Genomic DNA, 24,964 nt, shown 5'->3' with positions numbered 1-24,964 from the left:
CACTATGAATAAAGTGATCGAAGAGAAAGCAAATATCAATGTAAACCAGAAAACGCGTGAAACGAATGGTAACCAAGAGGGAACGGTTGAAAAAACCAACAGTATTATTGAAGTAAATGATTTGAATCTTTGGTATGGTTCCGACCAGGCGCTTTATGAAGTCAGCATGGATGTACCACAAGAACAGGTTACAGCAATTATCGGACCTTCTGGGTGCGGGAAATCAACGTTTCTTAAGACCTTGAACCGCATGGTTGAAATGGTTCCGATTGTTAAGACTTCCGGCTCCATTAAGTATCGGGATCAAGATATCTTCAGTAGCAAATATAAACAAGAGTATCTGCGTACCAAAGTAGGAATGGTCTTTCAAAAACCTAATCCATTCCCGAAATCAGTATATGATAATGTAGCGTATGGTCCGCGTATTCACGGAATTAAGAAAAAAGAAGTTCTGGACCAAATCGTTGAGAAAAGTTTAAAAGGAGCAGCCATTTGGGATGAGCTGAAAGACCGCCTCCATGAAAATGCTTATGGCCTTTCCGGTGGTCAGCAGCAGCGTGTATGTATTGCGCGTGCGTTAGCTGTAGAACCTGATGTAATTTTAATGGATGAACCAACTTCCGCCCTTGACCCAATTTCTACGGCAAAAGTTGAAGAACTTGTCCAAGAACTTAAACAAAAGTACAGCATCATTATTGTTACTCACAACATGCAGCAAGCAGCAAGAATATCTGACAAAACAGCGTTCTTCTTAAACGGGGAATTAATCGAGTTCGCAAATACAGATGACTTATTTCAGAACCCCCAGGATAAGCGGACAGAAGATTATATTACAGGACGCTTCGGTTAAAAAAAAGGGGGATAACTATGTCTATTCGTGTTCATTTTGAAGAAGAGTTGGAAAGTCTGAAGAACCAGATAAAGGAATTGGCCCTGGATGCTAAATCTTCCTTAGATTCGGCCATTCACGTTTTATATCAGGGAGATGTAGAAAAGGCCAAACAAATCCTTGAAGATGACGCGGTCATTGATTCTAAGGAAGAAAAAATTAATGATGATGCCATTCTGATGCTTGCAAAACAGCAGCCTGTAGCCAGAGATTTAAGAAGGATTGTCATAGCGATAAAGATCTCTTCTGACTTGGAACGTATGGCTGACCATTCGACGAATATTGCCAAAGCCACTATACACCTTGGGGAAGACCACGGCATAGATATCGATCCGGAACTGCGTGAAATGGCTATTCTTGTTATGGATATGGTTGATCTTGCCGTGAAAGCATTTGAAAATGAAGACATCTCCCTCGCCAGCAAGCTGGCTGAGATGGATGATATCATTGATAAAAAATATGGATCTATTGTAAAAGAGATGCTTGAATTAACAGCAGTTAATCCTGAGCAGATCCAACACATTATGCAAATGGCCTATGTTGCCCGTTATATCGAACGATTTGCTGATCATATTACTAATATCGGGGAAAACATTTTTTATCTTGTTAAAGGTAAAACGTATGATCTAAATAAATAATAAAAAGGCTGGATACTTAAGTATCCAGCCTTTTTATATAAGAAGAACTAATGTCGTTTTTCGTTCTCCTCTATTTTGATGTGATGGCCTCAGCTATTTGTTTGAAGGACATATCAGAAGTTAGTGTAGCTTGTCCAATCTGTATATATCGACTATACTCATGATCCTCCATGTAACTCTCAAATGATTCGGCATCCTCAATGATGTTCGTTTCAAGCAGTTTCCGGCTGATTTCTGGAGTGGTGGTTCCAGGAGAAATATCCATGGAGAGTGTGATTGGTCTTGAGACAGGAGAAGCAGGCTCCTCTTCAATTTTTCCTTCGGCATTTAAAGCGGCCCACTCTTCATTTGTTACGATACGATAACCTTTCTCCTCCACTTTAGAAATCATCTCTTCCTCTGTCAGGGGTGTGGGAACATTTACTGCTTCTTGGGATTCTGTGTTCCAATAAGTTATGGCTAAACAAGCAGTGGCTGTAATTAACCCAAGAGAATAGGATTGTATCCATTGTTTCATTATTGGACACCTTCCATTTTCTTCTGATGGATGAAGGATTGTACATCATGTTCACTCAAACTGGTCTGTTTGGCTATGTAGTGAATCTTATATCCTTTATTGTACATGGACAGAACCGTATCCATAAGAGGCAGTTGTCTAGGGTTTTCTTTTCCCTGGAAGTTTGGTGGCTCTATTCCTTCGGTTAAATCTTCTGTGAGAAGTTCTTCTTCCAGAACTTTCATCTTTTTCTTTAGCTGGTAATCGCTTTGCATCATCGTAATGTTTAATTGTTCCACCTGATTTTCGACTTCTTTTATTCGATCTTTTAAAAAGAAGGAAAGGATGAACAAAACGATGGCTGATCCAGCGACAGCGCCGAACGCATATATCAAATCATATCACTCCTTATCGAATCCCTGTTTATTTATATCATAGAATTAGATGCATGACCATGGGATTTTTAGCCGTTTTTAGCTGAATAATTACTTGAAAGGGAAGTCTCTTTTTGTTATTATAAATGAGTCTGATAATGTGGATAAGACAGTGAAAAGATGATTAGGAGGAATTAACATGCGCGTAAATATTACACTTGCTTGCACCGAAACTGGTGACCGCAATTATATTAGTACAAAAAACAAGCGTACGAACCCTGGGCGTCTGGAGCTTATGAAATACAGCCCACGCGTTGGGAAGCACACGCTTCACCGTGAAACTAAGTAAACAGTAGGATTTTTTCCTACTGTTTTTTTTATATCTAAAATGGGGTGGATAGATGGATAAGACAGAATTAAGGTTCAAGGGGAAAAGTCTCATGCAGGGATTCAGCTTAAAAGACAAGCAAAAGATCGAAGCATCCATGTACTATCATCTATTTGAAAGTGACCTGTGGAAAGCAGCTGGCAGCGTAGGTGTTACGTTATCTCAATCTCACGAATGGTCCACAGAGCCGATTATTGAAGAAGGATGGAGTGCAGGCAAAACAATTGCTGTACCAAAGTGTCTTCCGAAGAATAAGGAGATGCAGTTCTACCAGTTAGATCACTTCGAACAATTAGAACGCGTCTATTTTGGTTTAAGAGAACCTAAACCTGAGACATCTCAGCCGGTAGAAAAAAATCAACTGGATCTGCTTCTGGTTCCTGGGCTTCTGTTTGACGAAAAAGGGTACAGGATAGGGTATGGAGGCGGATACTTTGATCGCTTTATTGAAGGGTATAATGGAAAAACTCTGATGATAGCTTCCAATCATCAGAAAATTAATGAGCTGCCTTTTGAAGAGTTCGACCAAAGAGTCGAATATATTCTTACAGAGACGGGTATTACTTCCACATATCATTTTTAATACATGAGTTCACAAAACATTAATATATTGTGAATCTTTGAACAAAGTTTGGGTGTATAATGGAATTACTTTACTTTAGGGAGTGATGAGTGTGGAACGTGTGAACCGTGTGGCTTTAGTGGGGACAGGTGCTGTTGGGTCCAGTTATGCTTTTGCTCTTTTAAATCAGGGCGTGGCGGATGAATTGGTGATGATAGATCTGAATAAGGATAAATCTGAGGGTGATGCGATGGATTTAAATCACGGTCTTGCCTTCGCCCCGGCTAATAAAAAGATTTGGTTTGGTGATTACGAAGATTGTCGCCTTGCAGATATTGTTGTTATTACAGCAGGCGCGAACCAAAAACCAGGAGAAACACGACTTGATTTGTTAGAGAAGAACACGTCTATCTTTAAAAACATCGTTGACTCTGTTATGGCCAGTGGTTTTGACGGTATATTCGTGGTTGCTACCAATCCTGTGGATATACTTACTTATATGACATGGAAATTCTCTGGTCTCCCAGTCCATCGGGTCATTGGTTCTGGAACCATTCTGGATACCGCTCGTCTGCGCTTTCAACTCAGTGAGTACTTCCAGGTTGATACTAGAAACATCCATGCTTATATTATGGGGGAACATGGTGACTCGGAGCTGCCCGTTTGGAGTCATGCGAATGTAGGCGGACGTTCTGTTTTTGACCGTATTCAGGATTACCCTGATAAATATGATCTACAAGATTTAGACCATATTTTTGAACAAGTAAGAGATGCTGCTTATCACATTATTGAGCGAAAAGGAGCCACGCATTATGGCATCGCTATGGGGCTTGTTCGTTTAACAAAAGCAATTCTTCATAATGAAAATGCTGTCTTTACGATTTCTGGGTATGTCGATGGGGCTTATGGGGTGGAGGATCTTTATATTGGTGTTCCTGCAATCGTAAACCGCCATGGCATTACTGAAATTATACAGCTCAATTTAAATGAAGAAGAGCAGGCTAAATTCAAAAAATCAGCCAGCCTTTTAAAAGAAACGATGAAGCCTGTAGTTGAAAAGTATATGAATAAGGAAGGGCATCCGAGCCAAAAATAAACTCATCCGAAAAAAGAAACGAGGTGGATGAGTTGCGTCAATTGTTCAGCTGGATTGTGATTCTTGCATCTGCTATAGCAGCTATATACAAGTATCGATACAAGGCTTTGGATATCATTACGAAGATTCCTGCCTTACGTAAAATGTTTGTCCGCTTATCCATGAATATTCCATGGATCAGGCACAGGTTCCTCTCTCAGATGTTTCGGGGGCAATAAGGGCAGCTGTCAGGAAACGCCTTCCTGACAGCTTTTTATATGCACCTTTGGTAGATCGGAAATAGCGGCTGTCAAAAGTCTCGTGATATGATAGAAGAGAGGGAGGAGGTTTCAAATTGTTCATTAAACAAGAGTATTATTTATGGAAAATGACGTATAACCTTGTAGCAGCTCATGACTTTCAGGTGCTGCATATGAATACAAGTCATGGAGAAGTTTGGTTAGAAAAAGAACATGGCTGGAAGACCCACGTGGTACGTCTTAAACATAAGCAGATAAACTGGAAGAATGAACTAAGAAGAGATTTGGAGAAGACGTATAAACAGTTAACCCAAAATCGTAAGCTTTTTCGTGGTGGAAAAGTACAATTACATACTCTTTATATATCCGAACATAATCCTGTAGAAGAGTGGGAGGATGTCGTAGAGAATTTATCCACTAAAAAAACACCCGTCCACGTCTATTACATGAGTGATTCGCTGAAAGAAGAAGAACATAACCGCTTTTATCGGGTGTTTGATATGGAAGAGTCTGAAATCCATACCGACATGGAAGAAAGTGAAATGGAATCCATACTTCCCTACATGAAGCACCAGCTGGTTAAGAAGCAGCAGGATCAGAGAAAGCGGGTGATGTCTCTTTTTGATTATGGAAAACCTCGCATTACCTATGTTTTATTAGCACTGAATATACTTATTTTTATGTACATCGAATGGAAAGGGGATACAACTTCTGTTCTTACCTTAATCGATTATGGGGCGAAGTATAACCCCGCTATTGTAGAAGGAGAATGGTGGAGAATCCTGACATCTATGTTTTTGCATATTGGGATGATTCATTTATTTATGAATATGCTGGCGCTCTTCTATCTTGGTGTAGCCGTGGAAAGAATCTATGGGTCGGGGAGATTCTTTTTCATTTATATGCTTGCCGGACTTTTTGGCGGCCTGGCCAGTTTTATGTTAAACCCACATGTAGCAGCGGGTGCTTCAGGTGCTATTTTTGGCCTGTTTGGAGCTTTGATCTTTTTTGGTATTCAATACAAGCAGCTCTTTTTTCGAACGCTGGGGTGGAATTTAATTTTCATCATCCTTCTTAATATCTCTTTTGGACTTCTTGTGCCTCAGGTGGATAATGGAGCCCATATAGGAGGACTGATCGGAGGGTTTCTTGCTTCCGCCTTTATCCAGATGCCTAAGCATAAAATAGGAAAAATGCAGGCAGGAGCTTTTGTTCTATATCTCTTAGCATTTGGAGCAATGGCTTATATTGGTTTTACAGGATGGCTTAATGGAGAACAGACATACTCTCAAGTACAGGAAACTCAAGAATTAAATCAACGGGGAGATTATGATCGTGTGATTGAACAGACGACCACAAGCCTTGAAAATCCAGGCATTTATGAAGCTGAACTTTTATTTAATCGATCGTATGCTTACGTAAAGACAGGGCGTTCAAAGAAAGCGAAAGAAGATTTGGAAAGTGTTGTGTCTATTGCTCCTGAGATGGCAGAAGCGCATTATAATTTAGCTCTTTTATATCAGGAGGAGGGACAGGTGAAAAAAGCGGCTGAACACGCGGCAACCGCTGTTTCACTAAAGCCTGAAAATGAGGAGTTTCAAAAACTGAAAAGGGAATTACGTCAATAATATTGAATCAATTGATGTTTTTTACCTGTGTCGTCCTCATATAAAACGATTAAATGTTTACCTTTCTTATCAAATAAGATAAGAGGAATATAACTTTGTATTGGATGGGAGGACTTTGTATCACTGATGCCAAGCACATAGTTTTTATAAAGTCCTTCCCACAGCTGTCCTTTAATTCTTTCAAAGTTCTCTTCAGTTGTGCCAGGGAACGGTGTGTCTGTGTAATCGGCCAAGTCAGTAAGCGGAACAAGAGTGTATTCTTCCTTTGGAATTTGATAATGATTTAACAGTTCAGTCCACTGTGCTTCAATCTGCTGATGAATCGTATGATCAAGTCGTTTTTTCCATTCTTTTTCTTCGGGTGTCATAGGAGATTTGAAAGACGAACGAACCGTGTGAGGGGAATCAATCACATACAATTCATCTTTTGAAGTTGCCTGGATACTCTTTATTGGAACTTCCCCTTCATGAATCTCACCATGGTGGAAAGAGATAGCTTGGTACTTTTGGCTGTCTTCGCCATGTATAGAGGTTTCTTTTTCGATAACGGTGCCATTTTCCTCCCACTTACTTACAATCCCTTTAAGTCTGCCATTGACATACAATAATGAGACATCTTGTCTAAGGTACATAGGACCATCGCTTTCTGAAGAAACTTTCCAGAAAACCTCATATTCATCCTCATCTTCCTGCTGTCCGAAATCCAAAGTTGTCCCAAAAGATTTAAAGGTTCTTTCCACATCAATAGGAAAATATTTAATGACGGACTTATCTTTATCAAACTGTGTGTACAAAGCGATGATAATGGCTAAAGCTAACGGTCCGAGAACCCAATATAACCACACCTTTTTCATCCTACCATCTCCTTAAGAATGCTTGCATTATGGGCGGGTATGTATATAAAAAGATATGACATTGGGATGTAGGACATGCACGAGAATTCTAAGGAATGGATTTCCCTCTTCAATGCATGAATTTCTTTGATTTGAAAAAACTAATCGATAGCACGCATCGAGGAGGAAAAGATGTGGAAGAAAAGCAGGAACAGCGATTGTTTGATAGTTATGAGAAAAATGTAGCCTATATGAAGGATAGGCTTGGAGTGGATGAGAGTTTTGATATGGTCCACTTGGATCTCGTTTATGCAGGGAGAGGCATGTCTTTATTTCTTGTCGATGGATTTGTAAAAGACGATATTCTGCATTACTTAATGAAATTACTGTCCCGTTTAGATCCCGACCAATTAGATCCGGATCCTTTGGAGAAACTGTTAAAAACACATATTCCATATGTGGAGCTCGGACAAGAGAAGGATATGAACAAGGCGGCGGATCTTGTCCTGGGAGGTCCGACAGCACTACTCGTTGAAGGTGTCGACGAAATCATCATGATTGATGCCAGAACCTATCCCGTTCGCGGCCCACAGGAACCAGACTTAGAAAGGGTTGTACGAGGGTCCAGAGATGGCTTTGTCGAAACCATCATTTTCAATACAGCATTAACAAGGAGAAGAATTCGTGACCGTTCCCTACGTATGGAATACTTACAAGTTGGGCGTAGGTCTATGACAGATGTAAGTATCTGCTATATTAAAGATATAGCGGATACAGAAAGGGTTGAACATCTGAGAAGAGTTCTAAAAGAAATAGATACCGATGCTCTTCCCATGGCTGAAAAAACGATTGAAGAATATATTAGTGGTCAGTATTGGAATCCATATCCGGTGATTCGCTATACGGAAAGACCAGACACAGCTGCTGCTCATCTGTATGAAGGACATATTTTAGTCATTATTGATGGCTCTCCCAGCGTGATGATTACCCCGGCCACATTTTGGCACCATATGCAGCATGCAGAAGAGTATCGACAGAAGCCTTTAGTAGGGGCATACTTGCGCTGGGTTCGTTTTTTTGCGTTTTTTGCTTCGATTTTTATTCTACCCTTATATTTCCTGTTCTCAAAATACCCAGAACTTTTACCTGAATCTTTGTCTTTTATCGGTCCCACGGATACAGGTACGATTCCACTGCTTTTACAATTTCTTTTTGCTGAGGTAGGCATAGATATGCTTCGAATGGCTGCTATTCACACACCGTCTTCACTCGGGACAGCCCTGGGTTTAGTGGCAGCTATCTTAATTGGTCAAGTAGCTGTTGATGTAGGCTTATTTTCCAGTGAAGTCGTTTTGTATTTAGCTTTAGCTGCTATTGGAACGTTTGCTACTCCAAGTTATGAAGTGGGTCTTGCTGATCGGATATCACGGTTAGCTTTACTCCTGGTTACAGGAATGTTCGGTCTGAAAGGGTATGTCATTGGAGTTACATTCTGGCTCTTGTACTTAACGCGTATGCAGACATTTAAAACGCCGTTTCTATGGCCATTTATGCCTTTTTCCTGGAAGCCTTTAAGGGATGTGCTTCTTCGCTCACCAATCCCATTAAAAAACAGAAGACCTGCTTTCTTGCATCCTAAGGATCCTGACCGTTAACTGGTCAGGATTTTTTTGCGTTTTCATTCCAGTAAGCTCTTGGTATAATGATAAAAGGTGATAAAAGATGAAAACAATTTATGATATTCAACAGCATTTAAAAAAATTCGGTACGATTATATACATAGGCGATCGTTTAGCTGATCTTGAATTAATGGAAGAGGAAGTACGGGAGCTGTATAAATCGCAATGTATGATGACAGAAGATTATCAAATGGCTATGATCTTACTAAAAAGTGAGATTGCCAGGCAGAAAGATCGACAAAAAAGGGAGGACTTATAATGGGAGAGAGATACTATATTGGTGCGGACATTGGTGGAACGACCGTCAAGCTGGCTTTTATACTGGATAGCGGTCAGATCATAAAAAAATGGGAAATACCGACGAACACTGATGAAAAAGGAAAAGCTATTCCAGAAGATATTGCCTCAGCTATTGAAGAGCAGCTGAAGGCTCTCAATATCGACAAAGCGTCTGTTGAAGGAATTGGCGCAGGAGCTCCAGGCTTTGTTGACACAGCGACAGGGTATATACATGAAGCTGTAAATATCGGGTGGAAAGACTTTGACTTTGGCAGGCACTTGAGTGAACGTACAGGTCTTCGTGTGTGGGTCGATAACGATGCAAACTTAGCGGCTTTAGGAGAAAATTGGTTAGGTGCCGGACAGGGATGTCGTGAACTTATAGCTGTTACACTTGGAACAGGTGTAGGTGGCGGGATTATTTCCAACGGTCTGGTCATCAACGGGGCCAACGGTACAGCAGCCGAGCTTGGTCACGTTACAGTCATTCCTGACGGCGGCGTTCTTTGTAACTGTGGGAGGACGGGATGTCTTGAGACTGTAGCTTCAGCGACTGGTATCGTTCGGGAAGCGAAAAAGAAAGCAGAGGAATACCCGGATTCCATGCTGCATAGAGCTATTGATGCGGGAGAACTTACATCTAAGACTGTTTTTGAAGCTGTTGAAGCAGGAGATGAAGCCGCAAAACAAGTTCTCTTGAAAATAACAGATGTTTTAGGAATGGCAATTTCAAATATGGCCATTGTTACAAACCCTGAGAAGATTGTAATTGGCGGTGGTGTTTCTAAGGCAGGTTCACTACTTCTGGAACCATTGCAGGCGGCATTTCGGAAGTATGCGCTAAATAGAACAGTAGAAGCCTCCAGTTTTGGTATAGCTGAATTGGGAAATGATGCAGGTGTTATCGGCGGTGCTTATTTAGTAAAAAAGAATAAGTAAAAGAATTGGAGCTGAAAGGCTCCAATTTTTATATGGTTTTTTGGGTGTATGACATCCATGTAAAAAAATGTAACCGATTTTTAATCGTAAAGTCTTCCAATTCTAATGTGCATTTATTATCATTAGATAGGCCCATGATAAATGGATGATTTTATATGGAAGAAAAAAATGATGAAACTTTTATAGGACCATGGACGTCATATTAATAGAGTCGGTTTAATATTTATATTAAGTGGAAAATGTAAAAAAGATAAAGAAGTGGTTAACATTTGTAAAAGTTATCCATGTACGCACTAGAGGAGGAACCAACATGCAATTGAAAAATATTCGCATGCCTTTATTTGTAATCGCGACATTTCTATTTGGCTTAAAAACCTATGTTGTTTACAGATTTATGTTTGATTTATCCATTGAAAACCCCATGCAGGAATTTATACTATTTTTTAATCCTATTGCCAGCGCTTATCTGATTTTTGCAATCAGCGTTTGGCTGAAACCAAGAAAACAAATGAAGTATTTGAGATGGACCATTCTGATCGGTTCCTTGATTTTATTTGTAAATTTAATCTTCTATCGTAACTTTACAGACTTCATTACGATACCTGTCCTATTTCAAGGCAATAATGCTGCCGATTTAACGGGCAGTTTTCTGACATTGCTTCATTGGGAAGATATCTTTATCTTTTTGGATGTCGCTTTGGTCTGGTATCTAAGTAAACAGAAGTTTAACCTGTCGATCAACCTTCCGAAACGTGGGAAAATTGCTGCTACAGCCGTTACTTTCCTGCTTCTGTCCGGCAACGTCGTTCTTGCCGAGATCGAAAGACCTATGTTGTTTGTCCGGGCGTTTGATAGAGAGTATTTAGTAAAGAACATCGGCATTTATAATTACCACTTATATGATGCAACCATGCAGACGAAAACGAAGGCGCAGCGTGTATTTGCTGATGGCAGTGAAATCAGTGAAATTGAAAGTTATCTAAAAGAAAATTCTCCTGATAAGGCAGATAAAAGCGCAGAGCTGTATGGAGTTGCTGAAGATAAAAACGTTATTTTTGTCAGTGTTGAGTCTTTTCAGGATTTTCTGCTTGATTCTGAAGTCAACGGAACAGAAACAACGCCATTCCTAAACGATTTAAAGAATAGTAAAGACACGATTACCTTTGAAAACTTTTACCATCAAACAGCTCAGGGAAAAACATCCGATTCAGAGTTCATTGTGGAGAATTCCCTTTATCCCTTAGGAAGAGGGGCGGTTTATTTCACAAATGCAGGTAACGAATACCACGCACTCCCTGAGATCTTGAACAAAGAAGGTTATGAAACGTCTGTTTTTCACGCTAATAATGGAAGTTTTTGGAATCGGGATGTTATGTATGACAATATAGGATATGATGATTTTTATGATGAGAAATCATTCCAAATCACACCTGAAAATTCGTTCGGGTGGGGATTGGAAGATAAGGCTTTCTTCGAGCAGTCAATCAAGTATCTGCAGTCACAGGAAAAACCTTTCTATAGTAAGTTTATTACATTGACGCACCATTTTCCTTTTGAACTTCCAGAAGAGAAAGCAAATATTGATAAGTATGACTCAAATTCCAATACACTCAACTCATACTTCCAGACAGCTCGGTATACAGACGAAGCTTTAGAACGTTTCTTCCAGCAGCTAAAAGATTCCGGGCTGTATGAAGATTCAATCATTGTCCTAATGGGGGACCATTATGGTATTAGTGATTTCCACAACAAAGCAATGGGACAATTCTTAGGAGAAGAAGTTGATCCATTTTTACAAGTTCAATTGCAGCGTGTACCTTTTATGATTCATATTCCTGGATATGAAGATGGTGGTGTGAAGAAAGAAGTCGTCGGACAAATTGATGTTAAGCCGACGCTGCTGCACCTTCTTGGTATTAAGGCCGATGATGACCTTACGTTTGGTGACAATATGTTCTCTGAACAACGAAAAGGCTTCATTGCCTTGAGAGACGGCAGCTTTATTAGTGAGGACTACCTTTACACCCATGAGGTTTGTTACGATCGTTCAACCGGCGAGCCGTTGAGCGAGGAGGCCTCCAAAGCATGTCTGCCTATAAAGGAAAGAGTGGATCAGGAACTTAATTATTCGGATAACATCATTTATGGAGACCTCTTTAGGTTTTATGATTTTGATAAAGAAAATGAGAAATAAGCAAGGAGTCCGCTGCGATTCAAGTCGTGGCGGGCTCTTCTTTTTTATTCTTAAATTTAGTTTAACAAGGATTTTGGATATACGTTTTTTTATGATTCCAATCAACGTATAAGTGATTTATAAAAAAGATCGTTCGTTAAGTTCTGTCGTACTTTCACATATTTTAATGTCAGGAAGGGTAATGATATGCACATACATAATAATTACGAAAAGAGGGGAATACCAATGTTTCGATTTGAAAACGTGTACCAGGAACCGCTTGAGGATCTAAACTTTACAATAAACCAAAAGGATAAAGTTATTTTATTTGGACCATCAGGAGCAGGGAAGAGCACACTGCTTTTTTTATTAAATCGTTTGAGTGACCCGGAGCGAGGACAGATTTATTATGAAGGGGAGCCTATTCAAAATCACCCGATTATAGATTTACGAAAAAAGGTAGGTCTTGTTCTTCAAGCCCCTAACCTGTTTCCGGGAACGGTATTGGATAACATCAAGTACGGCCCTTCACTTGTCGGGAATTGGAAAAATTCAGAGGGGAAAAAGCTCCTCGAGTATGTCCAACTGCCATCCAGTTATCTGGAGAGGGATGTGGATCAGCTTTCCGGTGGTGAGAAACAGCGTGTATCTTTAGCTAGAACTCTAGCCAATTCTCCTGAGGTTCTTCTTTTAGATGAACCTACGAGTGCACTTGATTATCGAACAGCGGAGGAGATAGAAGAAGTACTAAAAGAGTTAATTGAAGAGCATCAATTGACGATGTTAATGGTCACTCATAATTTGAGTCAGGCACGGAGGTTAGGTGACAGAGGTTTATTTTTGAAGGATGGGCGTCTGCAGGAAGATGGAAAGATTCCAGATATGCTGGATCATCCTAAGACCTCTCAGCTGGCTGAATTCATAGAACAGTAAGGACGTGTATAATTTTGGCACCTGAAATTTCAAATCAGTCACTAATTTTTCTTGTTATATTTGTTATCGTTCCTTTGACGCTTTCCTATTATTATCAATTAGGTGTCAGTAAGAACGTATTGTGGTCTACATTAAGAGGTACAGTGCAGCTCTTTGCTATTGGTTATATACTGACCTTCCTTTTTGATCTGCCTGCCTCTTATGGCATCCCTTTTATGTTAACGGTGATGATTATCATTGCTACTTTGCATGCAAGACAGAGAGGGAAGGAACTTCCTTATGTAGGATTTGTTATATTTGCTGGTCTTACTATTATCGAATTAGGGGTCCTTAGTTTATGGCTGGTTTTTGATATGATTGAGTTCCGGCCTTCAGAGGTTGTACCAATGAGCGGGATGGTTATTGGGAACAGTATGACAGCTATGGGATTGTCGCTTGAGAGAATGAAAAGTGAATTTAAAGAGAATCATGGGCGCTTACTGGCCTCTTTATCACTGGGAGCAGAGCCAAAACAGGCTTCTCATCTGATTGTACAAAAAACATTACATGCTTCATTAATTCCTAATGTGGATCGTTTAAAAACCATCGGACTTGTACAACTGCCGGGAATGATGACAGGGTTAATTTTAGGAGGCGTTTCACCTGTCATGGCCATTAAATACCAGCTGGTGATTTCTTTAAGTATCTTCTCTTCTGTTTCACTGAGTGCGATGTTTATTACGCTTGCTATGTACCGTTATTTCTTCAATACCAATAAACAGCTTCTTCAATCGGATGAAGAAATCCGTAGTTCCAGATCAAAGTAAGAACGGATGGGTGTATATATTTGTGTGAATATATACATAGATCCTGTGTTAATAAATGATTCCAGAAGTCTTTGGAAGAGTAAATAAAAAAGCAAGCGACAAATTTGCCGCTTGCTTTTATTGTTACCCGAATAGGTTATACCAAATGGTCATAACAGAGAACCAACCAAAAACCAATGCTGATGCACCCGCAAATAAAACGGCGAAAAAGTTCTTCGTCTTCAGTTCGCGGAAAACGGCGAAAATACAAAGAATTGTAACGATTAAAAGAAGAATAGCTGTTACCAAGTTCAGCACCCCCTAAATCACTTTTCTTTATTATCATCCTAATATCATGGATGTTATACTATATGTAACGAGTGTAGGTACTCATTTATTTTATAGCATAAAGGAAAGAATGTCGAGTTATCTACCTGTATTTTCTAAAAATCCTAAAGAGGTGTAACCCAATGATTAAAATATCACGTCTACCGTTAGGACCGATGGGAACAAATGCATACGTGATTCACGAAAACAAAAAAGCACTGGTAGTTGATCCCGGTGGAGACTTTGAGAAGCTGGAAAATTATTTAAAAGAAAGGGAATTAGATGTTGAGGCTGTTTTATTAACGCATGCCCACTTCGATCATATTGGTGCTGTAGACGATGTGCGCCGGGAATATAATGCTCCTGTTTACATACATGAGAATGAAGCGGATTGGCTGGAGGACCCTGCAAAGAATGGTTCCGCGCTTTTTGGTCTTGGAGAGATCAAAGCAGGTACCGCTGATCATTTTTTTGAGATAGGTCAAATGGAAATCGGAGATTTTACTTTCGAGGTGCGATTCACACCTGGTCATTCCCCTGGCAGCGTATCGTTTGTCTTCAGGAACCAAAGGTTTACAATTGTAGGAGATACTCTATTTCAGAGAGGAATCGGCCGTACCGATTTACCAGGCGGAAGTCGTACTCAATTAGAAAAAAGCATTGAAGAACAACTGTTTAGTCTGCGAAATGATATGCGTGTTTTTCCTGGTCACGGTCTTCCGACTACAATTGAAGAAGAGAGAAATGAGAACCCATTTTTTAATTGACTTTCTTATATATCCTTGCAGTTAAGTTCTCCATTAATTTAGAGGGCTGGTGAGGTGGAGTCAGCACATATGGAAGATACACATCTCCATAATAAAAAATAACCTGTTATCCATCATGGATAACAGGTTATTTTTTAGTGTCCACCAAAACCAGGTACGAGAATAAATGAACAGTAGTACGTAAAACCGATCATGAATACTGTCAAGTATGAGAAAAATATGTAAACATACATACGTTCTGACAGCCTAAGGTAACCGATAGTAAGGAAAAAAGCCGTTTGAACTAGAGATAATAATGACGCTTCAACCATATCGCCTGTATAAAACATGACAGCGAAGATACCTGTCCAAAAGGCCAGCACTCGAAACATACGATCCATGCTTTTTTCCCCCTCCTTTTCTCTCGTTAAACTATCATACATATTATAAACGACCAGGATACAATTGTAAATAAAACGTATTCATATCTTCCATGTGCTCAGTATTTGTATAACCGCTCTTTTTATTCACTAACCCCTTTATTATGTGAATATTATTTGTCATTAGAAAAAAGGGGTTTAAAATATTGTACAAAGGTTATACACTAACTATACAACATACATTAAAAAAGCGAGGAGCGTTGAACATGGAAGAGTTAAAATTCTACACATACCCAAGTTGCACATCCTGTCGGCGTACGAAGTCATGGTTAAACAGTCAAGGGGTGGATTTTAACGAACAGCATTTATTTCGTGAGACTCCTACTGCCGATGAATTGAGACGTATTTTGTCTCTTACAACAAGTGGTATAGATGAAATATTGGCCAAAAGAAGTAAGGAATATAAAACATTGGATATAGACGTAGAGGATTTATCATTAAGTGAATTTCTTGATCTTGTTATCGAAAAGCCAAAATTGCTGCGCCGTCCCATTCTAACGAACGGTAAAAAGCTTGTTGTAGGCTATGATGTAGATGGACTAAGAGGTATTACAGACAATAGAATGGAATACACAGAAAAAATCTCGTAACCATTTCGGTGCACCTTATAATATGAAGGTGCATTTTTTGTATCTTTTTCAGCTCTTATTAACAGCTCTGTTCATTCTTAACAACCTTACCTTGAATCCTGGATTTCGAGAGAAAATAGAGCAAGGAATTTTGGGGATGTAATTGCTTTCCTGAAGGGGGCCGGCGATCTCTTTCAACCTGCTCCTCATACCCGGTGGAATTTTCCTTTTTCTTACGCGTAAAATTCTTCTTAAATTTATGGAGTAAAGTGAAAAGTCTTAGAGAACTTTGTTCCCGAATTATTTGTAGTTAACTCCCAATTACATGACCATATAGGAGAAGTTTCAATGATACATTCGGCTTTGGCACTTCCGTTTGGGGTTTCTCTTACGTATTGATGGGGAGAGTCAAGAGAGGTGGCGGAACGAAGCTCTATTTCTAATTCCCTGCGGGATGATTGTAGTAAATGTTCTTTAATGATCCCTGAATGATGACTCTCTGTAATTATGATATGGTTTTGATACTGTTCAGCCGTTTTCATAACAATCAAAATCATAACAAAAGAGAGGAGAAGAACCCATGGGTAGATTACTCCTGATTGATTATTTTCCAGGAAGGTGTAAGTGTTCCTCGTATCTTTCCTCATTTTCCATCACCACTTTAATATCAGCTGTATAAACTTCTTTTTCAAAAGAAAGGTTTCGAACATTTTGCAGCAGGAATTCATATCCACGTCCGTCAACAGTCCGCTTTATAACGTTTCCATCCTTTTCAATCAGGACCTGCCGCTTGTCTTTATCAATAATCGTCAGTGCTTGTTTAGTAAATGTATAGCTGCGTGACTGATTTAACTCTTCCTGCAGAAAGTTTCTTAATTGTCGGACGGCTAATGGCTGTTCGTACTCGGTATGAAACGAAAGAATCGAGAGGATGGGGGTAACAAGTGAGAGGATGAGCATTATCGTAGCTAAACTAATCATTACTTCCAATAAGGTGAAACCTTCCTCACACTCAGGGGATATCATAGAGACAAACTTCTTTTTGGTTTTTGTTAAAATCTTTCCATTTCGCACAGCCTTTGATCCATCCTTCCTCTTTTTTTATGATTAGTTGAACTTCGACATCGATATGATGAGCTTCTGAATAGGGAGTGGGCCGGTATTCTTGTTGATGTACGTAAAAGACCTCATGTAGAAGCGTTGTCGCTTCCCGTTCGATTTGTAACTCCTTTTGATTGAGGTGCATTTTACTGAGGGAAGGGAGAAGAAAAAGCAGGATGACAAGTAACAGGCTGAATGCCAGAATGGTTTCAAACATGGTGAAGCCATTATACTTCTTCAATACGAATCCTGCTTACTCCAAAAGGAAAAATAATTTTATATGTTTTTGCTGGAGTTATTATCATCATGGAGCCTGGTTTAGTAATGACGCCATTCTGATTAAATTTTACGATTGGGTCTAAAGTGAGCATCTGTATCCTCCATAGATCGGGCAGTTTTCTAGTGAAAACGGTCTGTCTGTTTGCTGCATCATACAAAAGGTATTGGTTTGAATCCTGATGAAACCTTAGAGAGTAGAAAACATGGTCGTTCATCGAGAGGTGTTGAGTGGTAAGGATATCCTCTCTAAATTGCCGTAAGAAATAGGAGGACTGGGTATTTTGGTAAGTGCTGTGCTGAATCGGAATAAAACAGCCAATCATAACAGCCCAGCACAAAAGAACGATAACAGTTTCTGTTAAGGTGTATCCATTAAGGCTGCGGAACTTCACTTGTTATAACTCCATTAACGATTTGAAGTGTTTCTCCATTCGGGCATGTCGCTTCGTTGATATACTCTCCACTCACAAGGTCGTCAATAGCAGCCGGGTACGCATTATTTTCAAGCCAGTATGCTTCAACTTGAGCCTGGGCCGTTACAATCAGTGCTTCGCATCCTTTATCACGTATTGTATTGCTGTTTTTAGACATATTTGGGATGGTAATGATTAAAAGAACAGAAATAACCAGCAGGACGATAAGCATTTCAATAAGGGTGAAACCTTCATTATTTCTTAACATAGAAAACAGTCTCCTTTATTTACATTTGATTCATCCAATGGTATAGAGGAAGCATAATGGATGCGTATATACTAACGATAACGATGGCAATTCCTATGAAAAAAACGGGTTGAATCATTTGGAGCCAGCTATTTATTTTCTCCTGCATATATTCCATGAAAAATTCAGAAAGCATCTCAAGTTCATCCTGTAATGCTTTCATGTCATTTGTATGGTGAAAGATATCGGTTAACTCATTTCTGAACAATGAACAGCTGTGGATCGCAGAAGCTGTTGTTTTCCCTTCGGAAAGATCCAGCACAATTCTTTGACTGTAATGAGCAAGGATCTCATGCTGATGATGCCCCTGGATTAGTTCCATTGCCTGTTTTAGAGTTAAACCAGCTTGTAATAGAGAATAAAGATGGGTCGTGAAAAGGAAAGAAACGTTAAAGGAATGGTAGGTTTTTAATGGAGGGAATCTTTCGTATAGAGAAAGCTTTTTTTGAATAGAAAGACGGGGTAAGATAAACTTGAAAGAAGTCGCGGCGATAATAAACAGTATCACAACTATGCCGCTTATGTTCATCATGTAATTAATAACGATCATAAGCCACAAAGCCTTGTTATCCTCTCCTTCAAAAAGGAGGAGAAAATTTGGTATAACCGTCTTTTTCATAATGATAAAAGCAGCAATTAGAAAGATAAATAAGAGAAAAGGGTATCGAATTACTTTAAATAATTTCTCTTTCTGATCTTTTTTCATCTGTAAAAGCTCTCTACATTGATGGATGATTTCTGCCAGATTATCCTGGAAATTACTAAAGTATAAAAAGGTTGTAACCGTACTGGAAAAGCGGGCTCTTTCACAGGCTGTGCTAAATGGCTCTCCCAATTTTAAAGTCAGAATCATATCATCGGCTTTTGCTTTTAAGCGGTGGTCCCACCCCGTCATTTGTAAAGCTTCAACTAAAGGATATCCTTTCTTAAGAATGTGACTTAATCTATGAAGGAAAATGATCTGATGGTCGATTGGTAATGGAGGATCTTTAGAACGTAAAAACTTCTTCTTCAGGTAAGAAACCAAGTGCATAGGCTTTCCTCCTTAATTGTTCAAAAGAATATAAAGGTTGTTTCTCAGACGTGCTTCCATTCATTTGCGTCTGCAATGGAGCGCCATCAAGAAGCTCAAGAATGGCTGCTCTTTTCGGCAGCTGATCTCTTCCATTAATAGAGACTAGCTGCTGAGAAGCAATAGCAATTAACGATTGTTCTAATTCCGTTTGTTTAATATTCATCTCTTTAAGTCGGTGGATGGTTCCGACAGCATTACGTGCATGGATAGTACTAATGACCAGATGTCCACTTAAAGCAGCGCGGAAAGCAAAATGAGCTGTGGCTTGGTCCCGGATTTCCCCTACCATCAGCAGGTCCGGGTCATGACGGAGTGCAGCCTTCAAACCAGTGTCATACGTAATGCCAGCCCGCTCATTTACTTGAACCTGTATAATATTGTTTATATTCTTTTCTATGGGGTCTTCAAGAGTAATGGCTTGAAAGGAGCTTTGATTCATTAAGGATTGAAGAAGGGCGTAGAGAGTAGTGGTCTTGCCGCTGCCAGTAGGACCAGTAAATAAGATCATGCCGCTTCGGTGATGGAGCCACTTTTGAATTCTTTCTAATTGGTGGGGGAAAAGGAATAGTCGTTCAAGCGGGGTATGGGACATAGGGTTTAATATGCGGATAGCAAGGCTTTCTGTACCAATAATAGGAAGCGTAGATAAGCGGAGGTCAAAGGCATTTTGGTTATCACGATGTTGAAATGTTCCGTTTTGGGGGCGTTTTTGTTCTCCTATATCCATACCGGATGTAAACTTAAAGTAGGAGAGCATTTTTTTATACATAGGCAGAGGAAGAGTTGAGTGAAATATTCGTTTCCCATGGATACGGAAGTGGATGCTTGCGGTTTCCTCATAAGGTGAAAAGTGGATATCGGAGGCTGTCTGTTGAATGGCTGAAACGATAAGATCACGAGCATGAGTAGCGATGGACTTCAAAGTTTTATCACCTCATTTTTTTATTCATTCTTTAAGATTTATATTTCGACAAGATCAACGAAAATCCTGCTTGGACAATTATTTTTTAGGAGGAATTGAATGATTTATTTAATTGGCTTTATGGGAAGTGGAAAAACAACGGTTGGGGAGTATTTGGGCGAACGACTGGGCATACCCTGCATTGAAATGGATGAACAGATCGAGAAAAACGAAGATATGACAATACGAGAAATGTTCTCCTCATATGGAGAGGAATATTTCAGGGAAAAAGAAACGGCTTTTCTTTCCAGTTTGGAAGGTCAAGCGGTAGTCTCAACCGGCGGGGGAGTAGTTTTATCTGAGAACAATCAACTCCTTCTTAAACAAGGGACAACGGTTTACCTGAAAGCTGAATGGGAGACGATCGTTGAAAGATTACAAGGAGACAAGAACAGACCTTTATGGAAAGGGGACAGAGAAGAAAGGAAATTGCGTTTTGAAGAACGCCTTCCCATTTATGAAAACGCAGCTGACTTAGTTGTTCAAGTGGATGGGAGGAGTCCTTTAGAAATCTGTGATGAGATTATACAGCGTCTAAAATGAGATAATCTTGAACATACTATAGGTAATAGGATAAGAAAAAGAGGGGTTCTTATGAATCAGAACGACTACGTGAAATTTTTGACAGAAGAAATGGTCAAGTACATGCAGATGTCAAAGGAAGAAAAAAAGCAAAGGAAGGAATTAAAACCTTCTAAGAAGACGTCTTCCTATTGGTTTGGTATGATTCCTCTCGCTTTAAAGATGTTTAAAAGAAAACGTAAGATGACCAACCCTTGAAAAAGAAGGTCATCTAAAAAAAGCCGCTGATGAGAGCGGCTTTTTTTATTGCGCCATCCATTCAGCGCTTGTTTCCTGTGAAATATAAAACAACCCGCCGTTAATTACTTCAATTTCTACATAGGGCTTATACCGGTTATCGATCTGCTCTCTTTCCTTTGTGAAAGATTCCAAGTCGATATCTTCCGACTGATAAAAGGATTCAAGCAGCTGCTTTTCTTTTTCTAAATGATGTAAAGACTCTGAGACCCATTTATTATCTAAGGAGGAAAGGTAAGTTTCTATATGCCGCTCAATACGCTTATAAGCATTTACAAGTGAAATAACTGGTGTCATAGGGAATGTGTAATCGGAAACCTTCGTTTCAAAATCGATGTTTTGAATTTTATCCATCATTTTCAGCATCATTGTCCCATGAATCAGATTAAGACCTATAGATAAAGGTTCATCTTTTGCCTGCTTGCCTCTATAATGCAGGAGAACATTGATTACGAGCCAGGGACTCATTGCTCGATTCCGGGGGTGTTTAGTTTGGTATATCACTTCATATAAACGTGCCGTACGTGCCTTTTCTATAGCTGTGTTATAAATCATATGAAGTTTTGGAGTGCCGGCATGCAGGTAGATCCCCTGCTTATGGGTTTCAGCTGTATCTGTAAATGTCAGCTGCATGGGATCGCCTTCTCTATTCATCTTTTTCATATAATGCCAATAAAACGGCCGATTCATAATTTCTTCATCCATTTCACTAGTCAGCTGTATAGTGAAGTAGGATGGTGTTTGTTCCACAAGTGCACATCCATAGGAAGTGAAGAAGTCTTTTACGAATGCTGTATAGGGGTTGGGAGACTTCGTGTTCAACTGGATTCCCTCCTTTCATTAACAGTGTGTTCTACATAACTGACAAGGTTATTCAGTTTAATGTTGACTTCTCCTTGACTGTCTGACTGTTTTAGAATGGTTTGAATCTGTTGTTCGAAGGACCCGCCGGGTATTTGTTCAAGTATGTGATCTAAATCCCCTACTGCGTTTTTGAATAATTCAATCTTTTCATAGAGCATCTTCATAATATGATCTTCAATTGTATCTTTAATCGCAAAGTTATAAATTTTTACGTCATGCTCCTGACCAAACCTGTGAATACGACCGATCCGCTGCTCCAGGCGCATAGGATTCCATGGCAGATCATAATTTATCATATGGTGGCAGAATTGGAGGTTAATACCTTCGCCGCCTGCTTCTGTGGCAATCATAACTTGAGCCTTGTTTTTAAAAAGCTGCTTCATCCAATCCCGTTTCCCCTTATTAAATTTACCGCTGAATGGAACAGAAGTAATCCCGTGCTGCTGTAAATACCATTGAAGGTAATATTGGGTAGCTCTATATTCTGTGAAAATAATAAATTTTTCCCCTGCGTTCTCAATTAGTTCGGTCATACGTTTTGCTTTTACATGGTGAGGGAGCTGGCCGATCATTTCTATATACTCATCGTATATTTCTGCCTTTCCTTCAGGCGCATTTTTTTGTAACTGCTTCAAAGACATATAGCAGGCTTCCCTGGAAGAGCACAACTCTTTAGCCAGCGTCAGCCATGTAAAAGAGGGGTGGGTGGATTTTAGTTCTTCCAGTCGTTTGTACATCGCCATCTCTTCTTCTGTAAAAGAAAGAAGTTCATTGACTACTTTTCGTTTGGAAGAGTCCAGCCCTGTGTCTTTTCGGCGGTTCCGTATCATTAAATGGCCGACAAGCGAGTGGATGTGCTGGATGTTGTCTTCGTCTTCTGTGTTCTTCTTATATTTCTTTTTAAAATCAGTCAGATTTCCTAAGTAACCAGGTTTTAAGATGGATACAAGGTTAAACAAATCACTTAAGGTATTTTGAATAGGAGTTGCTGTTAGTAAAAGACAGTACGTTTTCTTAAGCGATTGTACAAATTGATAATTCTTCGTCTGATGATTTTTCAATTTGTGCGCTTCATCTATGATAATTAAGTCGTAATCAATCGATAAAATTTCTTCGCGGTGATTTTCGCGTTTCGCCATATCTATAGAGGTGACCGTCACATCCCAGTCCTTCCATGAGGCCTGCTTTTTCCTCGGGGAGGCTGCCTGGATATAAAACTTTTCGTTTAACTCCTGAATCCATTGGTTTACTAGAGACGCGGGAGTTAAGATTAGTATTTTTTTTGCCCGCCCTCGTATCATGTATTCTTTTAGAATTAATCCTGCCTCAAGGGTTTTCCCAAGCCCGACTTCATCAGCCAGTATTGCTCTACCGTTCATTTGATGGATGACAGTTTCTGCTGCCTGAACCTGGTGGTCCATAAAGTCCACATGGGGCAGGTGTTCAAGCGCAAGAAGACCATCAAACTGGGGGACGGTTTTATATTGGGCCGCCTGATAAGCAAGCTTAAAACCGTCCCATGTAGTCAGACGGTCAGGATGGTTTAAGTGATCAGATAAAGTTTGAATAAATGATTGATCTGGTTGAATCTCGACCATTTTCGTAGCCCTCCATCTATTCGGTTATTGAAAGATTGTGAATTCTTGCAGAAATTCCATGTCTTTTGTGAAAGCCGCGTGATATAATGAACCTGAAATTAAGTGGATTATGCAGCAAAACGTTACACAATAGTATGCCCGGAAAAATCTAGAAAAATACGATAGCGAATGACTATAGGGGGAGAGACTGTGAATGCAGCGCCGAAGGAGCAAGCACTTGTTGCGAATCTCTCAGGCAAAAAGACTTCTATAGGACGCAACTCTGGAGAGTGTTTGCAAATTGTATGCAGACCACCCAAGAAGCAAGCGACAGGTCTTTCCTTTCGTGAAACTTTCTGGTTCATGGACAGAGACTTCAGCCCAAAAGCGGTGAAGTCTCTTTTTTTATGGATGAAAATAGTGTTGGAGGAGTGGTAGGAATGACAGAACTTAAACGAACCCCTTTGTACTCTGAGTATAAAAAGCTTGGAGCGAAAACGATTGACTTTGGTGGATGGGATCTACCAGTCCAGTTTTCAAGTATTAAAGAAGAACATGAAGCGACAAGGACAGCTGCAGGGTTGTTTGATGTTTCTCACATGGCCGAAGTTATGGTCGAGGGACCAGACAGCCTGCCATTCTTACAAAAGATGCTCACCAATGATGTATCTAAACTAGAACCTGGAAAAGCTCAATACACAATTATGTGCTATGAAAATGGTGGAACAGTTGATGATTTAATCGTCTATCATCTGGAAGAAAATCAATATTTATTGGTCGTCAATGCCGCCAACCGTAAAAAAGACTTTGAATGGTTGAAACAGCATCAGGAGGGTGATGTCCGTTTGGAGGATGTTTCAGATGAGTATGTCCAGCTGGCTGTGCAGGGACCTAGAGCAGAAGAAGCGTTGCAGACGTTAACGGATACTGACTTATCCTCCATTTCATTCTTTCGCTTCCGTCCAGATGTGACCTTGAAGGGTGTGGAAGGAAAGGCTATCGTTTCCCGGACGGGTTATACAGGCGAAGACGGATTTGAAATTTATCTGCATGCCCATTCAGGAGCTGATCTTTGGCAGGCCGTTATGAAGGCAGGGGAGCCATTCGGTTTAAAACCTGTAGGTCTCGGGGCGCGTGATACCCTGCGTTTTGAAGCGAATCTTGCCTTGTATGGTCAAGAACTCAGTGAAGACATCACGCCCATTGAAGCGGGATTGAATTTCGCTGTGAAAGTGAATAAAGATGTCGATTTTATCGGGAAAGATGTATTAAAGAGACAAAAAGAAGAAGGACCCGGCCGTAAGCTTGTAGGCATTGAGATGATTGATAAAGGCATCCCCCGGACACATTACGACGTACTTAATGGAGAAGAGGTGATCGGCTTTGTTACGACAGGCACACAATCTCCTACACTTGGGAAAAATGTGGGGCTGGCATTAATTAACCACCCCTATACGGACGAAGGAACAGAGGTAACAGTCCAAGTTCGAAAACGTCGCCTGAGAGCTAAAGTCGTTCCAACACCATTTTATAAAAGATAAAGAATCAAGGGGGA

General features: G+C 39.9%; 32 protein-coding genes and 1 riboswitch. Of the genes, 18 read left to right on the top strand and 14 right to left on the bottom strand.

Annotation, left to right across the window (positions count from 1 at the left end):
• Positions 1-4: 4 nt before the first annotated feature.
• The gene (gene pstB / locus LC036_RS12590; protein WP_226583050.1) at positions 5-850 is read left to right on the top strand and encodes a phosphate ABC transporter ATP-binding protein PstB; all 846 of its coding nucleotides are present in this window, start codon (positions 5-7) and stop codon (positions 848-850) included.
• A gap of 17 nt (positions 851-867) precedes the next feature.
• Positions 868-1,527, top strand: a complete 660-nt coding sequence (gene phoU / locus LC036_RS12585) for a phosphate signaling complex protein PhoU (RefSeq protein WP_226583047.1) — start codon at positions 868-870, stop codon at positions 1,525-1,527.
• Positions 1,528-1,597: 70 nt separating this feature from the next.
• Here phoU and LC036_RS12580 read toward each other — a convergent pair whose 3' ends face one another.
• A complete protein-coding gene (locus LC036_RS12580; protein WP_226583044.1) occupies positions 1,598-2,044 on the bottom strand; it encodes a hypothetical protein in 447 nt (148 codons plus the stop codon).
• On the bottom strand, positions 2,044-2,418 hold the full coding sequence (locus LC036_RS12575; RefSeq protein ID WP_226583043.1) for a hypothetical protein: 375 nt from the start codon (positions 2,416-2,418) through the stop codon (positions 2,044-2,046). The genes LC036_RS12580 and LC036_RS12575 overlap by 1 nt, the downstream gene beginning before the upstream one ends.
• Positions 2,419-2,596: 178 nt before the next feature.
• Here LC036_RS12575 and rpmG point away from each other — a divergent pair, with 178 nt between their 5' ends.
• The 5 genes from rpmG (at position 2,597) to LC036_RS12550 (ending at position 6,310) form a co-directional block, all read left to right on the top strand.
• The gene (rpmG, locus tag LC036_RS12570) at positions 2,597-2,746 is read left to right on the top strand and encodes a 50S ribosomal protein L33 (RefSeq protein ID WP_226583042.1); all 150 of its coding nucleotides are present in this window, start codon (positions 2,597-2,599) and stop codon (positions 2,744-2,746) included.
• A gap of 52 nt (positions 2,747-2,798) precedes the next feature.
• A complete protein-coding gene (locus LC036_RS12565; RefSeq protein ID WP_226583041.1) occupies positions 2,799-3,368 on the top strand; it encodes a 5-formyltetrahydrofolate cyclo-ligase in 570 nt (189 codons plus the stop codon).
• A gap of 91 nt (positions 3,369-3,459) precedes the next feature.
• Positions 3,460-4,443 carry an L-lactate dehydrogenase gene (locus tag LC036_RS12560; protein ID WP_413229889.1) on the top strand — a complete coding sequence of 328 codons (984 nt, stop codon included), beginning with the start codon at positions 3,460-3,462 and terminating at the stop codon, positions 4,441-4,443.
• Positions 4,444-4,466: 23 nt separating this feature from the next.
• Positions 4,467-4,661, top strand: a complete 195-nt coding sequence (locus LC036_RS12555; RefSeq protein ID WP_226583037.1) for a hypothetical protein — start codon at positions 4,467-4,469, stop codon at positions 4,659-4,661.
• Between the two features lie 116 nt (positions 4,662-4,777).
• Positions 4,778-6,310 (top strand): rhomboid family intramembrane serine protease, encoded by a 1,533-nt coding sequence (locus LC036_RS12550; protein WP_226583033.1) that lies wholly within the window; start codon positions 4,778-4,780, stop codon positions 6,308-6,310.
• Here the strand turns inward: LC036_RS12550 and LC036_RS12545 are convergent.
• A complete protein-coding gene (locus LC036_RS12545) occupies positions 6,304-7,164 on the bottom strand; it encodes a hypothetical protein (protein WP_226583030.1) in 861 nt (286 codons plus the stop codon). The genes LC036_RS12550 and LC036_RS12545 overlap by 7 nt on opposite strands.
• A gap of 230 nt (positions 7,165-7,394) precedes the next feature.
• On the opposite strand from LC036_RS12545, the gene LC036_RS12540 reads away from it, so the two are divergent.
• The 6 genes from LC036_RS12540 (at position 7,395) to LC036_RS12515 (ending at position 13,952) form a co-directional block, all read left to right on the top strand.
• The gene (locus LC036_RS12540) at positions 7,395-8,798 is read left to right on the top strand and encodes a spore germination protein (RefSeq protein ID WP_226583926.1); all 1,404 of its coding nucleotides are present in this window, start codon (positions 7,395-7,397) and stop codon (positions 8,796-8,798) included.
• Between the two features lie 67 nt (positions 8,799-8,865).
• A complete protein-coding gene (locus LC036_RS12535; protein ID WP_226583027.1) occupies positions 8,866-9,081 on the top strand; it encodes a YqgQ family protein in 216 nt (71 codons plus the stop codon).
• Entirely contained in the window at positions 9,081-10,040 is a 960-nt protein-coding gene (locus LC036_RS12530) for an ROK family glucokinase (RefSeq protein ID WP_226583025.1), read from the top strand. The genes LC036_RS12535 and LC036_RS12530 overlap by 1 nt, the downstream gene beginning before the upstream one ends.
• A 310-nt stretch (positions 10,041-10,350) precedes the next feature.
• Positions 10,351-12,234: an LTA synthase family protein gene (locus LC036_RS12525; protein WP_226583022.1), complete on the top strand. Its 1,884-nt coding sequence runs from the start codon at positions 10,351-10,353 to the stop codon at positions 12,232-12,234.
• A gap of 225 nt (positions 12,235-12,459) precedes the next feature.
• Positions 12,460-13,146: an ATP-binding cassette domain-containing protein gene (locus tag LC036_RS12520; RefSeq protein ID WP_226583019.1), complete on the top strand. Its 687-nt coding sequence runs from the start codon at positions 12,460-12,462 to the stop codon at positions 13,144-13,146.
• Positions 13,147-13,160: 14 nt separating this feature from the next.
• Positions 13,161-13,952: an ABC transporter permease gene (locus LC036_RS12515; RefSeq protein WP_226583017.1), complete on the top strand. Its 792-nt coding sequence runs from the start codon at positions 13,161-13,163 to the stop codon at positions 13,950-13,952.
• Positions 13,953-14,075: 123 nt separating this feature from the next.
• Here LC036_RS12515 and LC036_RS12510 read toward each other — a convergent pair whose 3' ends face one another.
• Complete coding sequence (locus tag LC036_RS12510; protein WP_226583014.1) at positions 14,076-14,240, bottom strand: DUF2759 domain-containing protein; 165 nt, start codon at positions 14,238-14,240, stop codon at positions 14,076-14,078.
• A 161-nt stretch (positions 14,241-14,401) separates the two neighbouring features.
• Between LC036_RS12510 and LC036_RS12505 the strand changes: the two genes are divergently transcribed.
• Positions 14,402-15,025, top strand: a complete 624-nt coding sequence (locus LC036_RS12505; protein WP_226583012.1) for an MBL fold metallo-hydrolase — start codon at positions 14,402-14,404, stop codon at positions 15,023-15,025.
• Positions 15,026-15,159: 134 nt separating this feature from the next.
• Here LC036_RS12505 and LC036_RS12500 read toward each other — a convergent pair whose 3' ends face one another.
• The gene (locus LC036_RS12500; protein ID WP_226583009.1) at positions 15,160-15,405 is read right to left on the bottom strand and encodes a DUF2626 domain-containing protein; all 246 of its coding nucleotides are present in this window, start codon (positions 15,403-15,405) and stop codon (positions 15,160-15,162) included.
• A gap of 245 nt (positions 15,406-15,650) precedes the next feature.
• On the opposite strand from LC036_RS12500, the gene LC036_RS12495 reads away from it, so the two are divergent.
• Entirely contained in the window at positions 15,651-16,034 is a 384-nt protein-coding gene (locus LC036_RS12495) for a Spx/MgsR family RNA polymerase-binding regulatory protein (RefSeq protein ID WP_226583006.1), read from the top strand.
• Positions 16,035-16,270: 236 nt separating this feature from the next.
• On the opposite strand, the gene LC036_RS12490 is transcribed toward LC036_RS12495, so the two are convergent.
• From LC036_RS12490 to comGA, 7 genes are read right to left on the bottom strand one after another with little or no spacing between them, the layout of a single operon-like run.
• Positions 16,271-16,570, bottom strand: a complete 300-nt coding sequence (locus LC036_RS12490; protein WP_226583004.1) for a hypothetical protein — start codon at positions 16,568-16,570, stop codon at positions 16,271-16,273.
• 46 nt (positions 16,571-16,616) lie between these two features.
• A complete protein-coding gene (gene comGF, locus LC036_RS12485; protein WP_264188321.1) occupies positions 16,617-17,039 on the bottom strand; it encodes a competence type IV pilus minor pilin ComGF in 423 nt (140 codons plus the stop codon).
• A complete protein-coding gene (locus LC036_RS12480) occupies positions 17,026-17,355 on the bottom strand; it encodes a hypothetical protein (protein ID WP_226582998.1) in 330 nt (109 codons plus the stop codon). The genes comGF and LC036_RS12480 overlap by 14 nt, the downstream gene beginning before the upstream one ends.
• On the bottom strand, positions 17,342-17,785 hold the full coding sequence (comGD, locus tag LC036_RS12475; protein ID WP_226582995.1) for a competence type IV pilus minor pilin ComGD: 444 nt from the start codon (positions 17,783-17,785) through the stop codon (positions 17,342-17,344). The genes LC036_RS12480 and comGD overlap by 14 nt, the downstream gene beginning before the upstream one ends.
• Complete coding sequence (comGC, locus tag LC036_RS12470) at positions 17,766-18,074, bottom strand: competence type IV pilus major pilin ComGC (protein ID WP_226582992.1); 309 nt, start codon at positions 18,072-18,074, stop codon at positions 17,766-17,768. Before comGC ends, comGD begins: the two co-directional genes overlap by 20 nt.
• A gap of 19 nt (positions 18,075-18,093) precedes the next feature.
• Positions 18,094-19,146 (bottom strand): type II secretion system F family protein, encoded by a 1,053-nt coding sequence (locus LC036_RS12465; RefSeq protein WP_226582990.1) that lies wholly within the window; start codon positions 19,144-19,146, stop codon positions 18,094-18,096.
• A complete protein-coding gene (comGA, locus tag LC036_RS12460) occupies positions 19,103-20,110 on the bottom strand; it encodes a competence type IV pilus ATPase ComGA (RefSeq protein ID WP_226582987.1) in 1,008 nt (335 codons plus the stop codon). The genes LC036_RS12465 and comGA overlap by 44 nt, the downstream gene beginning before the upstream one ends.
• A 99-nt stretch (positions 20,111-20,209) precedes the next feature.
• Here comGA and LC036_RS12455 point away from each other — a divergent pair, with 99 nt between their 5' ends.
• Entirely contained in the window at positions 20,210-20,692 is a 483-nt protein-coding gene (locus LC036_RS12455; RefSeq protein ID WP_226582984.1) for a shikimate kinase, read from the top strand.
• Between the two features lie 51 nt (positions 20,693-20,743).
• Positions 20,744-20,929 carry a YqzE family protein gene (locus tag LC036_RS12450; protein WP_226582981.1) on the top strand — a complete coding sequence of 62 codons (186 nt, stop codon included), beginning with the start codon at positions 20,744-20,746 and terminating at the stop codon, positions 20,927-20,929.
• A gap of 45 nt (positions 20,930-20,974) precedes the next feature.
• On the opposite strand, the gene LC036_RS12445 is transcribed toward LC036_RS12450, so the two are convergent.
• Positions 20,975-21,790, bottom strand: a complete 816-nt coding sequence (locus LC036_RS12445) for a YqhG family protein (protein ID WP_226582979.1) — start codon at positions 21,788-21,790, stop codon at positions 20,975-20,977.
• A complete protein-coding gene (locus LC036_RS12440) occupies positions 21,787-23,430 on the bottom strand; it encodes a DEAD/DEAH box helicase (RefSeq protein ID WP_226582976.1) in 1,644 nt (547 codons plus the stop codon). Before LC036_RS12440 ends, LC036_RS12445 begins: the two co-directional genes overlap by 4 nt.
• Positions 23,431-23,598: 168 nt before the next feature.
• A riboswitch (glycine riboswitch) is annotated at positions 23,599-23,687 on the top strand.
• Between the two features lie 162 nt (positions 23,688-23,849).
• Here LC036_RS12440 and gcvT point away from each other — a divergent pair.
• Positions 23,850-24,950 carry a glycine cleavage system aminomethyltransferase GcvT gene (gene gcvT, locus LC036_RS12435; protein WP_226582973.1) on the top strand — a complete coding sequence of 367 codons (1,101 nt, stop codon included), beginning with the start codon at positions 23,850-23,852 and terminating at the stop codon, positions 24,948-24,950.
• Positions 24,951-24,964 lie beyond the last annotated feature (14 nt).

Origin of the sequence: Halobacillus litoralis (genome assembly GCF_020524025.1) — a bacterium.
Taxonomy (GTDB): Bacteria; Bacillota; Bacilli; order Bacillales; family Halobacillaceae; genus Halobacillus; species Halobacillus litoralis_D.
The sequence above is the reverse complement of the archived record's forward strand: the minus strand, read 5'-3'. Positions and strand labels throughout refer to the sequence as shown.